The sequence below is a fragment of the Streptomyces sp. NPDC102514 genome, assembly GCF_055584525.1.
Window position 1 is genome coordinate 15,495 of the sequence record NZ_JBVJLW010000023.1, and the last position, 14,429, is coordinate 29,923.

Here is a 14,429-nt window from a genome sequence, read left to right on the forward strand (position 1 = left end):
ACTGCGCAGCGGGGGTTCGGGGGCGGAGCCCCTGAGGACATGCGGGGGCTAGCGGAATGTTCGGCGGTAGGACGTGGGGGTGACTCCTAGGGCCGATTGGAGGTGTTGGCGCATCGACTGGGCCGTGCCGAAACCCGAGTCCGCCGCGACCTGGTCCATCGACAGGTCCGTGGACTCCAGTAGATGGCGGGCCCGTTCGACCCGCTGCTGCGTGAGCCACTGACCGGGACTGACCCCCGCCTCCTCCCGGAACCGCCGCGTGAACGTCCGCACCGACATCGCCTCCTGCGCGGCCATGTCCCGCAACTGGATCGGCTCGTGCAACCGGCTCAGCGCCCACGCCCGCGCCCCGATCGTGGTGGCCAACTGCGGCTCCGGAACAGGCCGTTCGATGTACTGCGCCTGCCCGCCGTCCCGGTGCGGAGGCACCACCGTGCGCCGGGCCACCTCGTTCGCGACGGCGGTCCCGTGGTCGCGGCGCACGATGTGGATGCACAGGTCGATGCCCGCCGCGACCCCGGCGGAGGTCAGCACGTCCCCGTCGTCGATGAACAGCACGTCCGCGTCGACCCGCACCTTCGGGAAGAGGCGCTGGAAGTGTTCGGCGGACGCCCAGTGCGTGGTCGCCGGGCGCCCGTCGAGCAGCCCGGCGGCGGCCAGGACGTACCCGCCCGTGCAGATCGAGACGAGCCGGGTGCCCGGCCGGATCAGGGCGAGGGCCGCGGCCAGCTCGTCGGTGAGCACGCCCTCGTCGTGGACCGGCCCCAGCTCGTACGAGGCAGGAACAACCACGGTGTCGGCGGTGGCCAGGGCCTCCGGGCCGTTCTCGACCAGGACGGAGAAGTCGGCGTCCGTCTCGACCGGGCCCGGCGGCCGGACGGAGCAGGTGACGATCTCGTACAGCCTGCGGCCCTGGGTGTCCTTGGCGCGTCCGAAGATGCGCTGAGGGATGCCCAGCTCGAAGGGGAGGAGGCCGTCCAGGGCGAGGACGACGACGCGGTGCCGAGGGGGCGGGGTGTCCGACGTGTGCGTACCCATGGCCCGATCCTAGCGAATGCTGTCCTTCGGGCCACTCGTTCGGGGAGGGCCGAGGACGGAAGCTCGGTGACGTGACCCAGACAACCGACGCCGCGAGCGAGGCGGCACCCGCGCAGGACCCCGGAACCGGCGGAGCCGCGCGGCGGCGTACGCGCGTGCACCGGGCGTGGTTCGTCGCCGCCGTCACCTTCGTGACGATCATCGGCGCGGCGGCCTTCCGTTCCCTGCCGGGTCTGCTGATCGACCCGCTGCACGACGAGTTCGACTGGTCGCGCGGCACGATCGGCCTCGCGGTCTCCGTCAACCTCGCGCTGTACGGGCTGACGGCGCCGTTCGCCGCGGCGCTGATGGACCGGTTCGGCATCCGGCGGGTCGTCGCGCTCGCGCTCGTCGTGATCGCGGTCGGCTCCGGCGCCACCGTGTGGATGACCGCGGCCTGGCAGCTGCTGCTGTGCTGGGGGCTGCTCGTGGGCCTGGGGTCCGGCTCGATGGCCCTCGCCTTCGCCGCCACCGTCACCAACCGCTGGTTCACCGAGCGGCGCGGCCTCGTCACCGGCATCCTCACCGCGGCCTCGGCCTCCGGCCAGCTGATCTTCCTGCCCGTACTGTCGTGGATCGTCTCGGAGCACAGCTGGCGACCGGCCGCCGTGACCGTGGCCCTGGCGGCGCTCGCGGTCGTGCCGTTCGTCTGGCTGCTGCTGCGCGACCACCCGGCGGACGTGGGCCTCAAACCGTACGGGGCGACGGAGTTCGTCGAGAAGCCGCCGCCCGTGCCGGGGGCCGCGCGCCGAGCCGTGAAGGTCCTCGTCGCCGCCGCGCGTACAGGACACTTCTGGCTGCTCGCGGGGACCTTCGCGATCTGCGGTGCCTCGACGAACGGCCTGATCCAGACCCACTTCGTGCCCGCCGCCCACGACCACGGCATGCCCATCACGGCGGCTGCCTCGCTCCTCGCCGTCATCGGTGTCTTCGACGTCGTCGGCACGATCGCCTCCGGCTGGTTCACCGACCGCTTCGACCCGCGCCGGCTGCTCGCGGTCTACTACGCCCTGCGCGGCGTCTCGCTCCTCTTCCTCCCCCTGCTGCTTGGCCCCTCGGTGCACCCGCCGATGGTCTTCTTCATCGTCTTCTACGGGCTCGACTGGGTCGCCACCGTCCCGCCCACCATCGCCCTGTGCCGCGACCGGTTCGGCGACGACAGCGCCATCGTCTTCGGCTGGGTCCTGGCCTCCCACCAGGTGGGGGCCGCACTGGTCGCCTTCCTCGGCGGTGTGGCCCGCGACGCCTTCGGCTCGTACAACGTGATGTGGTACGCCTCCGGGGCGCTGTGCGCGGTGGCCGCGCTGATGGCGCTGGTGATCCGGCGCAGGGCGGTGCCGCAGGAGATGGTTCTCGCCCCGGACCGGTCCTAGGGCCGGTCCCGGACGGTGTCAGGTCGTGAAGTCGCCGAAGCGGCCACGGTGGAAGAGGAGTGGGGCGGCGCCGTTGCCGTCGGCGTCGGGGTCGGGGGTGCCCAGGGCGTTCACCCGGCCCACCACGATCAGGTGGTCGCCGCCCGTGTGGACCGCGTGGACGGCACAGTCGATCCACGCGGTGGCGCCGGCCAGGCGGGGCGAACCGGAGACCGGCGACGGTTCGTGGGCGACACCGGCGAACTTGTCCGAGCCGCTCACCGCGAAACCGCGGCACAGGTCGCCCTGGTGCGCGCCGAGCACGTTCACGCAGAAGACGCCCGCGCGGGCGATACGCGGCCAGGTCGTGGACGTACGCGCGACCATGAATGCGATCAGGGGCGGGTCGAGGGACAGCGCGGCGAACGACTGACAGGCGAAGCCGGCGGGGGCGGACTCCGGATCTGTGGTCGGGGCCGGGGCCGGGGCTGTGATGACGGTGACGCCCGTGGCGAAGTTTCCGAGTACGCGGCGGAACTCGGCCGGGTCGATCGGCGCGCGTTCGTCGTCGCCGACCGCGCGCAGGTCCGGGCGCGGGAGCGGGTCGACCGGTCCCGTGGTCTTCGGCTCCCCGGCCGACCTCAGATAGCGGACGGCTGCCGCGGCCATTCCTGCGTGTCCCATCACACCGTCCATTGAAGGTGACGGGGCGTCAGATGGGAAGGGGTGCGCCGGCGTTCGGCGGTGTTCAGCGGCCCGTGAAGTCCGGGGTGCGGCGCTCCACGAACGCCGTCACGCCTTCCATGGCGTCCGACGTCGTCATGTTGATCTCCTGCGCGGCGGCCTCGGCGGTGAACGCGGTGGCGCGGTCCGAGTCCAGTGAAGCGTTCACCAGTTGCTTGGTGAGGGCCAGGGAGCGGGTGGGGCCGGCGGCCAGGCGTTCGGCCCACGCGCGGGCCGTCTTCTCCAACTCGCCGTCCGGGATGACCCGGTTGACCAGGCCGAGGCGGTGGGCGTCCGTGGCGGTGAGGGCGTCGCCGAAGAACATCAGCTCCTTCGCGCGCTGCGGGCCGATCAGACGGGGGAGGAGGTAGGCGCCGCCGCCGTCGGGGACGAGGCCGCGGCGGGCGAACACCTCGATGAATCTGGCCGATTCCGCGGCGAGGATCAGGTCGCAGGCGTACGCGAGGTGGGCGCCGAGGCCGGCTGCGGTGCCGTTCACTGCGGCGATCACCGGTTTTTCGCAGTCCAGGACTGCGGTGATGAGGCGCTGGGCGCCGTTCTTTATGACGCGGGACACGTCTCCTGGGAGGCGGTCCTTGGGGGGTGGGCCTCCGCGGAGGTCTGCGCCTGTGCAGAAACCTCGGCCGGTGGCTGTGAGGACGACTGCGCGGGTGTTCGCGTCTGCGGACGCGGTTTCCAGGAGGCGGATGAGTTCTTCCCGTTGCTCGGGGGTGATGGCGTTCATGACCTCCGGTCGGTTGAGGGTGATCCAGGAGACGTGGGTGGTGGTGTCGAGGGTGTGAGTGATCACGGGGGCTCCGGGGGGAGGGGAGGGGGTTAGGGGGTGGGTGTGTCGGGTGCGGGCCGGTGGGGCTTGTTGCGCAGTTCCCCGCGCCCCTGGGGGGTGGGGGGGTACCGAGGGTGTGTCGGGTGCGGGCCGGTGGGGGCTGGTCGCGCAGTTCCCCGCGCCCCTTAGGCGGTGGGGGTGGCGGCGGTGTGATGGGTGCGGCGGTGCCTGGGGGCTGAGGGGGTGGGGGGTGCCGTTGGTGTGTTGGGTGTGGGTTCGGTGGGGGCTTGTCGCGCCGTTCCTTGCGCCCCTGGGGCGCCCTTTAGGGGCGCGGGGAACTGCGCGGCCAGCCCCCACCGGCCCGCGGTCGAAAACGCACCCCCCAGCTCCCCCCAGCCCCACGCAGTGGGTCAGCGGCAGATTGCCAAGGCGTCCAGGGCCACCGCTCCCTGGCCGCGGGGCAGGACCATCAGGGGGTTGATGTCCAGTTCGGACAGGTCCGAGTCCAGTTCCAGGGCCATGCGCTGGACCCGCAGCACCACCTCCACCAGCGCGTCGAGGTCCGCCGGAGGCCGCCCGCGGACGCCGTCGAGCAGCGCCCGCCCCCGCAACTCGTCGAGCATCGACCGAGCCTGGTCCTCGCCGAACGGCGGCACCCGTACCGCGGTGTCCTGGAGGACCTCCACGAGTACGCCGCCCAGCCCGACCGTCACCGTCGGACCGAAGAGGTCGTCGTGGGTCACGCCGACGACCATCTCGACCCCCTGTTCCACCATCTGGCACACCAGGACCCCGTCGAGCGACACGTCCTCGTACCGGGCGATGTCGGTCAACTCGCGGTACGCGTCCCGTACTTGGCTGGCCGAGGTCAGTCCTATCTTGACCAGGCCGAGTTCCGTCTTGTGGGCGAGCCGCGCACCGGACGCCTTCATGACGACCGGGTACCCGACCAGCCCGGCCGCCCGTACGGAGGCCGCCGCGCTGGTCACCAACTGCTCGCGCGGCACCCGGATCCCGTACGCCCGCAGCAGTTGTTTCGCCGCGTGTTCGCTCAGCCTGCTGCCCGGCCGCATCAGCGCCTGGGCCTTGCGGCAGGAGGGGGACGGGGTGCGCGGGGCCTCGTCGAAGGGGGAGCGGTAGGAGGCGGTGAAGCGGGCGTGCTCCAGGTGGGCGCGTACCGCCGTGATGCAGTTCGCGAAGGTGCGGAAGGTCGCGACCCGGGAGGAGCCGAGGAGGGTGTCGCGGTACGCGGACTCCGTGCCGACCGGCGAACCCCACACCACGCACACCAGTTTGTCCGTCTGTTCCGCCGCGTCCACCAGGTCCTGCGCGAGCCTGTCGCTCATGGGCGGGAAGGGGCCCGTGATCGGACAGATCAGCACCCCGACGGCCGGATCGGCGAGGATCGCGTCGATGATCTTGCGGCCCCGCCAGTCGCCGACCGGGTGGCCGCCGTTGTCGATCGGGTTCGTGACGTCCAGGTACTCCGGTATCCACTGGTGCAGTTCCGCCTGCTTGGCGGCGGAGAGTGCGGGCAGCTGCAGACCCGCCTCCGTCGCCAGGTCCGAGAAGTGGGCGCCCGTACCGCCGGAGATGGAGTAGACCGCCACCCCGTCGGCGGACGGCGGCCTGGCGCGGGCCAACAGGGCTGCCGTGTCCTGGAGTTCGTCGAGGCCGTCGACGCGTACGACCCCGTACTGGCGCATCGCGGCGTCCACCACCGCGTCCGCGCCCGTCAGTTTGCCGGTGTGGGAGGCGGCCGTGCGCGCGCCCGTCTCCGTGCGGCCGACCTTGACCGCGACGACGGGGACCCCGCGCCGGGCGGCCCGGTCGGCGGCGAGGAGGAAGGAGCGGCCGTCCTTGAGGCCCTCGACGTAGCAGGCGATGGCGCCCACCTCGGGCTGCTCGGAGAAGTAGGAGATGAAGTCGGCGCTCTCCAGGTCGGCCTCGTTGCCCGTGGGCGCCCAGTGGGAGACGCGGATGCCCAGTTCCTGGAGGGTGAAGACCGGACGGCCCTGGTGGCCGGACTGGGTGATCAGCGCGATCGCCGGCCCGTCGAGGTCGTCGCGGAACTTCTCGAAGGCGTTGAGGTTGGTGTTCGGGCCGAGCAGCCGCAGACCGGAGCGGATTCCGGAACGCTGCACGGCTTCGGCCAGTTGGGTCTGTGCCGCGGCGCCCACGGTTCCCGTCTCGGCGAACCCGGACGCGAAGGCGACCGCGAACCGCACCTTGGTCTCCGCGAGTTGCTCGATCACGGGAAGCGGGTCGGAGACCAGCAGCACGGCTAGGTCGACCTGTTCGGGCAGATCCGCGACCGACGGGACGCAGGCCAGACCGAACACGGTCTCTCGGGTGGGGTGCACCGGGTGGAGGCGCGCGCCCACCCGCTCGGCCCAGGCCAGCAGTTGGCGCGTGATGCCGGTGTTCGGTCGTCCTTCGGCGTCCGAGGCGCCGACGACGGCCACCGACTCGGGGCGGAAGAAGCGGTCCAGATCGGGTACGCCGGCGTACAGCGGCCTGCCGCTGACGTCGAGGTCGTCGGTGGCGGCCGGCCTGCCGTGCACGGCAGGGGCCGGTTGCTCGCCGCAGGCGATGACCCGGGCCCGGCGGGAGTCGGTGGTGAGGGTGCCGTGGGTTGATCCAAGCATCGGTCCGCCGCTCCTGTGTCGCTGCCAACAACTGACGCAGTGTCAGATAAGGCCAGATTACTGAACTGACGCTGCGTCAGGAATGGGTCGGGAAGCAAAGAACTTGTGGCGGCCACAGGTGTGGGGTCCGATGGCGTGGGTTCCGAGGGCCAGAGGGCGTGGGTTCCCAGGGCCGGAGGGTGTGGGTTCCCCGGGCCCGACTGTGTGGGTTCCCCGGGCCCGATTGTGTGGGTTCCGGCGCGTGGCGTATTCCCCGCCGGGTGGGCGGGGAACCGTGGGGTGGGTGAGCGGGGGACCGTACGCCGGGTGGGAGCCGTTTATCAGGCGCACGGTCCGGCGGCGTGGGCTTCCGCGGTGGTCTTCAGCTCGCGGAGCCACTGTTCCAGCCCCGCGCCGAGCATCGAGGTCGCCAGGGGGACGTCCGCCTCGACCTGGGCACCCGTCCACGTCTCCTCGGTCTGTACGCGTACCCCGCCCTTGACCTTGGTGAAGTTCCAGACGTGGACGCCCTCGTCGATACTCAGCCCCTCGCCGACCGCGGGTCCTGTCCACCGGATGCAGGAGTTCCGGTCGAGGTCGCGGACGGTGGAGGTGATGTTCAGGGTGGTCTCGGGGGTGGTGGGCGTGGCGGGCGCCGGGGTCGTCCACCGGAACTGCGAGCCCGCGCGGAGCGGGCCGTGGTCGAGCCGCTGCGCGGAGAGGACCGGCGCCTGCCATGACGGCCAGCGCTCGATGTCGGTCTGCAGCTTGAAGACGGTGCTTAGCGGGGCCTTGATCACGATGTCGGTCCGGTAGCGGATGAGGGCGTCGGAATCCGTGCCCCTGCCCTCGCACTTCAGCCCGTCGGTGTGGTGCGCGGCTGCCGTCCGGGCGGGGGTGGGGGCTGCCTGGGCGGGGGCGGTGCTCGCGAGGACGCCTAGGGCGGCGAGTGCGGCCGCGAGCGTGACGGCGGTGCGTGCGTGCGTCCGCGGTCGGCGCCGGCGCGGGGAGGGCTGGACGGGGAGGGAGAAGGGGCTGTTGCTGGGCATGGTGTTCCTCTCGTTGTTGCTTTGGTGGTGGTCGTGGTCGTGGTCGTGATGGCGATGGCGATGGCGATGGCGAGGTGGAGGGGGAGGGCTTCGGTGGGTGTGCCCTATGGGGTTCGCGGGGCTGTGGGGGCGGCCAGGCGCCGGCGTTCGAGGATCGCCGCGAGGGCGTAGGCGCCGCCGCCCGCGAGGGTGAGGACCCAGTAGAGGCCGGGGCTGCCGAGGAGGAGGGCCCCGGCGGAGGTCAGGGCGAGCCAGGTGCCGAGGCCGTAGTGGAGGAGGTTGCGGCGCTGGGCGCCTTCGGCGATGTAGAGCAGGCCGACGACGAAGCCGGAGCCGGTGGGCCAGAGCAGGGACTGCACGTCGGGCAGGTCGAGGGTGGCCGTCAGACCCGTGATGGCGAGGAAGAGGGAGGCGAAGGCGGTGACCCAGGCGGCGCCGAGGAGCTTGCCGGAGAGGACGTCGTCCGGCTCGGCGGCGGCACGCTGGGCGCGCAGGGCGGCGGCCGTGGCCGTCACGGTACCGACGGCCAGCCCGGCACCGAGGAGGGCCATGGGCAGCCAGCCGGGCAGGTCGAGCAGCGGCGTCGCACCCTTGGAGACCGCGGCGGAGCCGTGGCCCAAGAGGTAGGCGAGCCCGAAGCTGATGTAGGTCGCACGGTTGTCGACGTCGATGCCGCCGGGGCCGACGCCTTCGCCGGCGCCGGGGAGGCGCGCTGCGGTCGGGTTGTTGGTGTCGGTGACCGGTGTGGTGGCGGCGTCGGCGGTGGTGACGGACATGGCGGATACCTCCGGGGTGCGCTTGCGGGCTGCGGGCTGCGGGCTGCGGGCTGCGGAGCGGGGGCGTTGGAGTGTCGGCGGGGAAGCGGCGCAGGTGCTTTCGGGGCGCTCACGAGGGCACTGTCACCGCGCCGCGCCGTATTGCCGACGGTGCGTGCGAGTGGCGTCACCGCGGCGCTCGGCGCGTCACGCCTCCTGGGCGGGGACGGGGGCGGGGACGATGACGATCTTTCCGGCGACCGTGCGGGACTCGGCGAGCGTCAGGGCCGAGGCGGCGTCCGGCAGCGGGATCCGCGCGGCGATCTGCGGGGTGAGGACGTCGTCGGCGACCAGACGCAGCACCTGGGTCAGGTCCTCGGTCATCCGCTGCTGCCAGGAGGCCCGGCAACGGCGCTTGCCGGCCCAGAAGTTGTAGAAGTGCGCGCTCCTGCCGTTGGGCAGGGAGTTCCACGCGGCGAGGCGCGCGAACAGCTTCAGCACCGGCACCTGCGAGTTGCCCTCGTCGTCCTTGGTGGCGGCGGTGCCGTACGAGACCAGCGTGCCGCCCCGGCGCAGCAGCTGCCACGACTGCTCCACCCCGGCGCCGCCGACGTGGTCGAACACCGCGTCCACGCCGGCCGGGGCGAGTTCGCGGATCCGGGCGTACATGTCGGGGTCGCGGTAGTCGACCGGGGTCGCGCCCAGTTCCCGTACGGTCGCGTGGTGGCGGGCCGACGCCGTGCCGATGACGGTGATCCCGGCGTGGCGGGCCAGTTGTACGAGCGTGGAGCCGACGCCGCCGTTGGCGCCCAGGACCACGATCGTCCCGCCGGTACGGACCTTGGCGATGCGGTGCAGCATCTGCCAGGCGGTGATGCCGTTGACGACGACGGTCTCCGCATCGGCCGCGTCCACCTCGTCCGGTACGGGCATCAGGTCCACGGCGTCGACCAGGAGGTGGCTGGCCCACGCGCCGGTCTTGGTGACCGCGGCGAACCGGCGGCCGACGAGCGCGGTGTCCACGTCCGGGCCTGCCGCCGTCACCGTGCCGACCACGTCGTAACCGGGGACGAAGGGGAACGCCGGCTGGTCGTAGTACTTGCCGCGCCGCATCTGCTGCTCGGCGAACGACACGCCCGTCGCGTCCATCCGCAGGACGACCTGGCCCTTGGCGGGCGCCGGAAGCTCGCGGTTCCGGAGTTCCAGGCCGTCCGGCTCGACCAGGCCGGGCAGGACGACCTCGGTCGCGGAGACGACGGGGGCGGAGGTGGCGGAGGTGTGGGCGGCGTTGCTGGTCATGGCGTACCCCTTGAAGTTGTTGCCGTGTGCTTACGGTCGTAAGGCTAGGTCTGTTAGCTCACGGATGGCAAGAGGAAACACTCATAAGCTTCGCGCTGTAAGGTGACGGGTATGGGAACAGGTATGGGAGACGACACAGGCGACACCGCAGCGACACCCGTCCGCGTCCGCAACCGCAGGGGGGAAGGGGACCGGCTGCGCCAGGAGATCGTGACGGCGGCGGTCGCGCTGCTCGACGAGACCGGCGACGAGAGCGCCATCACCCTGCGGTCCGTGGCCCGCAGGGTCGGTATCGCCGCCCCTTCGATCTACCGGCACTTCTCCGATCAGCCCGCCATCATGCTGGCCGTGGTGCGCAACGCGTTCGCCGAACTGGACGATCAGTTGCGCGCGGCCGTGGACGCGGCCGACGACTCGCCCCGCGCGCGGCTCACGGCCCTGTGCGAGGGCTATCTGGAGTTCGCCGAGGCCCACCCGGGGCGCTACCGCACGATGTTCGGCGGGTTCTGGATGCCCGATCCCGACGCGAGTTCCGTGACGGCGGAGGACCTCGGCACGCTCGGCGACGCGAGCCTGCGGCGACTCGGTGAAGCCCTCCAGGAGTGCGTCACCGCCGGCTCCTCGGCCAGCACCGACGTGGCGGCCGACGTGGTCGTGCTCTGGCTCGGCCTGCACGGCCTGGCCCACCAGCGGGCGGTGGCCCCGTCGTTCCCCTGGCCACCGAACATCGCGGACCGACTCATCGGAGCGCTCGCGCACTTTACGGAGGGGTAGGGGCGGGAGTGGGGTGAGTGGGCGTGGGCCGTGGCGGCGGGTGGTTGTTGTCGGCGGCGGGCGATGCATTGGTGGTGGGTGGGGGGCTTCGGTGGCCGTGGCGCCGGGTTCTGGGCGGCCGTCACCTCCGGCGGTCGGGGCCCATGGTGGTCGTTGCCAGGAGGTCGGGGCACCCGCAGGTCGGGGCGCCCACGAGAAGGCGACAGCGCGCGACGCGGGATGCGTTGCTCCGGCGGCGCCCGCGGGGCGGACTTCGGCGTGGGACGCGGGCCGGATGCCTTCGGCCGTGACCGTGGGAGGAAGCGGCCCCAGCAGCGGACCTCGGCTCGCGCCGCGTGACGGGTGCCTTCGGCCGCGCCCCTGGCGGCAGCGGACCCCGAGGATGGAGGTCGGCGCGCGCCGCAGGGCGCATGCCTCGGGCCGTGACCTCGACGGCCACGGGGTCCACCTCGGTGGCAATGCGGGATGTATTCCCGCGGCCGTGCCCGCGGGGTAGCAGCCACCGAGGGCGGACCTCGGCGCGCCGCGAGACGGTTGCCGCCGACCACACCCCCGGCGGCAGCGGCCACCGAACGCGGACGTCAGCGCGCGCCGCAGGCCGAATGCCCTCGGTCACCACCCCCGGCGGCAGCGCCCGCCGGGCGAACGTGGAACTCGGCGTGCGACCCGAGGCGGATGCTTTCGTCCGGCGGACCGGCGCCCCCGGGAGCAGCGGTGCCCCCGGCGGCAGCGTTCGCCGGGCGCAGACGTCAGCGGGGCATGCGTGACGGGTTTCTGTGGCTTGTGTCTCGTGCTATCGCCTTCGCTATCTTCTCGGCGTCGATGGCCAGTTCGCGGAACATGCCGCTGATGGGGTTCGTGAAGCCGGTGAAGTACAGGCCGGGGGCGTTCTTCGGTGTGCGGGCGCCGTGGACGACCGGGCGGCCTCGGCCGTCGAGTACGTCGAGGTGGCCGACGACGTTCTCCAGCGCGCGCCGGTAACCGGTCGCGGCGATCACGGCGTCCGGGCCGACGCGGTCGCCGTTCGCGAGGACGACCTTGCCGTCCTCGAAGCCCTCGACCGCGGCCACGACCTCGACCCGGCCCTTGCGGACGGCGTCGATGAGGCCGACGTCCTGCACGGGGATGGACCCCTCGTTCACCCGCGAGTACAGGCCGGTGTCGGGCCGCGGCAGGCCCTTCTCCGAGAGGTCCGGAACGCTGAGCTTGGCCATCGGCCCGGCCAGTCGGTCCACCAGTGCGACCGGCAGCCGTCTGCAGAGAATTCCGGTGTACTGGGCCGCCCACCCGGCCGTCGACCGGCGCACGATGTGCGGCGCGGTCCGTACGGCGAGGCGTACGCGCGACGCCCCGCCCTCGACGAGGTCCACGGCGATCTCGGCGCCGGTGTTGCCCACGCCGACCACGAGGACGTCCTGCCCGGCGAACGGCGCGGGGTTGCGGTACTCGCCCGCGTGCAGGAACTCGCCCGTGTACCCGTCGCGGCCCGGCCAGTCGGGCACGTACGGCGTGTGGTTGTAGCCGGTGGCGACGACCACCGCGCTGCCGGTCAGTTCACGTCCGCCGGTGGCGTGCAGCAGCCAGCCGGTGCCGTCGGCCGTGGGCTCCACGCGGGAGACCTCGACGCCGGTGACGATCTCCAGCTCGTGGTGCTCGGCGTACTTCTCCAGGTAGCGCACCACGTTGTCGCGCGCCACCCACCGCCCGAACGAACGCGGCATCGGCAGGCCGGGCAGCCCGGAGAGCCGCCGCGTGGTGTGCAGCCGCAGCCGGTCGTAGTGCCGCCGCCAGGAGGCCCCGACCCGGTCGGACTTCTCCAGCACGACGGCCCGTACGCCCAGTGCGCGCAGCGCGTGCGCCGCCGCGAGGCCGCCCGGTCCGCCCCCGATGACGTACACGGGCCGGTCCTGCTGAGGCGTGGCCGCCGTCGGCGGTGTCGGCGAAGCGGACGGCGTCGACGAAGCCGGCGGTGTCGGCGCGGGCGCCTCGGACGCTTCGGGTGCCTCGGACGTCTCGGGCGCTTCGGGCGTCTCGGGCGTCTGCGGTGTCGGGTCGGGAGAGTCGGCCATGTGCCGAGCGTATGCATGACGGCATTTGATGGGTCTCGGTCAAGCCCGGAATCGGTTGCGAATTGATCACGGCTGTAGGAGGGGTGTGTGGGGTTTGTGTCGTAGGCCACATGCGGCCGTGTGGCAGGGGAGGTGGCCGCTCCGGGACGGGTGGCCGTAGACCTCTTGCGCAGCCGCGCCCGGTGCGCTGAACTGACGTACCGTCAGATCTGCGGCTGCGGAGGGGATGCGGTGCCATGGACACCATCTGGCTCACCGGTGCGGAATGGGTCGCCGTGCTCCGGGTCGGGCTCGGGCTGTGGTGGCTGGAGAGCTGGCGGCACAAGGACAAGAAGGGCTGGTTCGAGCGGGGCACCGGCATCGCGTGGGCGGCCGACGTCGCCGCGAAGCACCGGTGGGACTCGGTGCGCAGCGGCTTCGACGTGGTGGTCGCACCCCGGCCGCGCACGATGGCGTACGTCGTCGTGTACGCGGAACTCGCCCTCGGCCTCGGCCTCGTCGTGGGCTTCCTCACCCCGATCGCCCTGGTCGGCGGCCTGTTGCTCAATCTCCTCTACCTCGTCCTGATGATCCACGACTGGGCCGAGCAGGGGCAGAACGCGATGATGGCCCTCATCTCCCTGGTGGCCCTGTTCGGCATGTCCTGGCAGACGTGGTCCCTGGACAGCGCGCTGGGACTCTTCTGATGGCGGCCGGCTCCGGCGTACCGGCGCGCTCGGGCGTATCGCCCCGCTTCGACCTGCCGGAGATCGACGCCTTCACCCGGCCCTACTGGGACGCCGCCGCCGACGGGCGTCTGCTGCTGCGCCGCTGCGGCGCGTGCGGGCGCGCCCACCACTACCCGCGCGAGTTCTGCCCGCACTGCTGGAGCGAGGCCGTGACCTGGGAACGGGCGACCGGCCGCGCCACGCTCTACACCTGGTCCGTCGTCCACCGCAACGACCTGCCGCCCTTCGGGTCCCGCACCCCGTACGTCGCCGCCGTCGTCGACCTCGAAGAGGGGCCGCGGATGATGACCGAGGTGGTGGAGTGCGCGGAGGGGGACCTGCGGGTGGGGATGGCGTTGGAGGTGGCCTTCCGCGTGGAGAGTGCGGAGGAGGGGGAGGGGGGAGCGCAGGAAGGTGTCGCGGTTCCGGTGTTCCGGCCCCGCTCCTCTTCTTGAGCCTCTTGGGCCTCTTGACCTTCCTGAGCTTCCTGAGCGTTCGGGGCTCTCGGGGCTTACGGGGTGACCCTCGTCCCGTTCCGGTTCGGGGGCCGTTGTTGAATGGCTCAATGACCGACTTGTACGAGTCCTCCGGCTCCCTCCCCCATCCCGAGATCCGCGGTTACGGACTGCGGCTCCGTCCCTGGGACGCGGACACCGAGGGGGATGTCCAGGCGTGGCTGCGCGGATATCTCGACCCCGAGTTCCAGCGGTGGAACACACCGCTCAGACCGTTGGAGGACCGCGCCGACGCGCTGGAGTCGATGGCGGCGCGGGCCAAGGCGGCCCAGGAGGGGGTGGGCGCCTCCTTCTGTGTCACCGACGCGACCGGCGGCGTACCGCTCGGGCACATCGGGATCAACGACATCGACCACGTCATACGGGTCGCCCGCGTCGGCTACTGGGTGCTCCCCGACGCGCGCGGCCGACAGGTGGCCACGCGCGCCCTCGCCCTGGCCTCACGCTGGGCCTTCGAGGAACTGGGCCTGCACCGCCTGGAGTTGGGGCACGCGCTCGGTCACGAGGCGTCGTGCCGGATCGCCGAGCGGTGCGGGTACCCGGCCGAGGGCACCCTGCGCGGGGCGATGTTCGAGTCGGGGCGCCTGGACGCCTTCCGGGACGTCCACCTGCACGGCCGACTGGCCACGGACCCCGCCACGGACCTGGACCCCGTACTGCCGTAGTGCCCTGCGAGGCCCGCCCGGCCTGCCTGG

Annotated in this window: 13 protein-coding genes; 5 read left to right on the plus strand and 8 right to left on the minus strand. The window is 72.3% G+C overall.

What is annotated here, in order from left to right:
• Positions 1-48: 48 nt before the first annotated feature.
• Positions 49-1,038, minus strand: a complete 990-nt coding sequence (locus tag ACZ60E_RS39830) for a GlxA family transcriptional regulator (protein ID WP_453793924.1) — start codon at positions 1,036-1,038, stop codon at positions 49-51.
• Between the two features lie 71 nt (positions 1,039-1,109).
• On the opposite strand from ACZ60E_RS39830, the gene ACZ60E_RS39835 reads away from it, so the two are divergent.
• Entirely contained in the window at positions 1,110-2,450 is a 1,341-nt protein-coding gene (locus ACZ60E_RS39835) for an MFS transporter (protein WP_453793923.1), read from the plus strand.
• Positions 2,451-2,468: 18 nt separating this feature from the next.
• Here the strand turns inward: ACZ60E_RS39835 and ACZ60E_RS39840 are convergent, their stop codons facing one another.
• The 6 genes from ACZ60E_RS39840 to ACZ60E_RS39865 form a co-directional block, all read right to left on the minus strand.
• Positions 2,469-3,113 (minus strand): flavin reductase family protein, encoded by a 645-nt coding sequence (locus ACZ60E_RS39840; RefSeq protein ID WP_469446994.1) that lies wholly within the window; start codon positions 3,111-3,113, stop codon positions 2,469-2,471.
• A gap of 64 nt (positions 3,114-3,177) precedes the next feature.
• Entirely contained in the window at positions 3,178-3,963 is a 786-nt protein-coding gene (locus ACZ60E_RS39845; RefSeq protein WP_469446996.1) for an enoyl-CoA hydratase/isomerase family protein, read from the minus strand.
• Between the two features lie 386 nt (positions 3,964-4,349).
• Positions 4,350-6,587, minus strand: a complete 2,238-nt coding sequence (locus ACZ60E_RS39850) for an acetate--CoA ligase family protein (protein ID WP_469446998.1) — start codon at positions 6,585-6,587, stop codon at positions 4,350-4,352.
• Positions 6,588-6,907: 320 nt separating this feature from the next.
• Complete coding sequence (locus ACZ60E_RS39855) at positions 6,908-7,615, minus strand: SRPBCC family protein (RefSeq protein ID WP_469447000.1); 708 nt, start codon at positions 7,613-7,615, stop codon at positions 6,908-6,910.
• Between the two features lie 104 nt (positions 7,616-7,719).
• On the minus strand, positions 7,720-8,391 hold the full coding sequence (locus ACZ60E_RS39860; RefSeq protein WP_469447001.1) for an ABC transporter permease: 672 nt from the start codon (positions 8,389-8,391) through the stop codon (positions 7,720-7,722).
• A 186-nt stretch (positions 8,392-8,577) separates the two neighbouring features.
• Positions 8,578-9,669, minus strand: a complete 1,092-nt coding sequence (locus ACZ60E_RS39865; RefSeq protein ID WP_469447003.1) for a medium chain dehydrogenase/reductase family protein — start codon at positions 9,667-9,669, stop codon at positions 8,578-8,580.
• A 123-nt stretch (positions 9,670-9,792) separates the two neighbouring features.
• On the opposite strand from ACZ60E_RS39865, the gene ACZ60E_RS39870 reads away from it, so the two are divergent.
• Positions 9,793-10,443, plus strand: coding sequence for a TetR/AcrR family transcriptional regulator (locus ACZ60E_RS39870; protein ID WP_469447004.1), 651 nt, complete (start codon positions 9,793-9,795; stop codon positions 10,441-10,443).
• Between the two features lie 749 nt (positions 10,444-11,192).
• On the opposite strand, the gene ACZ60E_RS39875 is transcribed toward ACZ60E_RS39870, so the two are convergent.
• Positions 11,193-12,341 carry a flavin-containing monooxygenase gene (locus ACZ60E_RS39875; RefSeq protein ID WP_469447135.1) on the minus strand — a complete coding sequence of 383 codons (1,149 nt, stop codon included), beginning with the start codon at positions 12,339-12,341 and terminating at the stop codon, positions 11,193-11,195.
• Between the two features lie 407 nt (positions 12,342-12,748).
• Here ACZ60E_RS39875 and ACZ60E_RS39880 point away from each other — a divergent pair, with 407 nt between their 5' ends.
• From ACZ60E_RS39880 to ACZ60E_RS39890, 3 genes are all read left to right on the plus strand, one after another.
• Positions 12,749-13,198 carry a DoxX family protein gene (locus tag ACZ60E_RS39880; protein ID WP_469447006.1) on the plus strand — a complete coding sequence of 150 codons (450 nt, stop codon included), beginning with the start codon at positions 12,749-12,751 and terminating at the stop codon, positions 13,196-13,198.
• The gene (locus ACZ60E_RS39885) at positions 13,198-13,674 is read left to right on the plus strand and encodes a Zn-ribbon domain-containing OB-fold protein (protein WP_469447007.1); all 477 of its coding nucleotides are present in this window, start codon (positions 13,198-13,200) and stop codon (positions 13,672-13,674) included. The genes ACZ60E_RS39880 and ACZ60E_RS39885 overlap by 1 nt, the downstream gene beginning before the upstream one ends.
• A gap of 110 nt (positions 13,675-13,784) precedes the next feature.
• On the plus strand, positions 13,785-14,399 hold the full coding sequence (locus ACZ60E_RS39890; protein WP_384806361.1) for a GNAT family N-acetyltransferase: 615 nt from the start codon (positions 13,785-13,787) through the stop codon (positions 14,397-14,399).
• Positions 14,400-14,429: the final 30 nt, after the last annotated feature.

Bases quoted from the DNA above. Each gene is read 5' to 3' on its own strand.
- ACZ60E_RS39850 (WP_469446998.1), bottom strand. From the start codon at position 6,587: ATGCTTGGATCAACCCACGGCACCCTCACCACCGACTCCCGCCGGGCC.
- ACZ60E_RS39880 (WP_469447006.1), top strand. From the start codon at position 12,749: ATGGACACCATCTGGCTCACCGGTGCGGAATGGGTCGCCGTGCTCCGG.
- ACZ60E_RS39890 (WP_384806361.1), top strand. From the start codon at position 13,785: ATGACCGACTTGTACGAGTCCTCCGGCTCCCTCCCCCATCCCGAGATC.
- ACZ60E_RS39885 (WP_469447007.1), top strand. From the start codon at position 13,198: ATGGCGGCCGGCTCCGGCGTACCGGCGCGCTCGGGCGTATCGCCCCGC.
- ACZ60E_RS39830 (WP_453793924.1), bottom strand. From the start codon at position 1,038: ATGGGTACGCACACGTCGGACACCCCGCCCCCTCGGCACCGCGTCGTC.
- ACZ60E_RS39865 (WP_469447003.1), bottom strand. From the start codon at position 9,669: ATGACCAGCAACGCCGCCCACACCTCCGCCACCTCCGCCCCCGTCGTC.
- ACZ60E_RS39840 (WP_469446994.1), bottom strand. From the start codon at position 3,113: ATGGGACACGCAGGAATGGCCGCGGCAGCCGTCCGCTATCTGAGGTCG.
- ACZ60E_RS39870 (WP_469447004.1), top strand. From the start codon at position 9,793: ATGGGAGACGACACAGGCGACACCGCAGCGACACCCGTCCGCGTCCGC.
- ACZ60E_RS39860 (WP_469447001.1), bottom strand. From the start codon at position 8,391: ATGTCCGTCACCACCGCCGACGCCGCCACCACACCGGTCACCGACACC.
- ACZ60E_RS39855 (WP_469447000.1), bottom strand. From the start codon at position 7,615: ATGCCCAGCAACAGCCCCTTCTCCCTCCCCGTCCAGCCCTCCCCGCGC.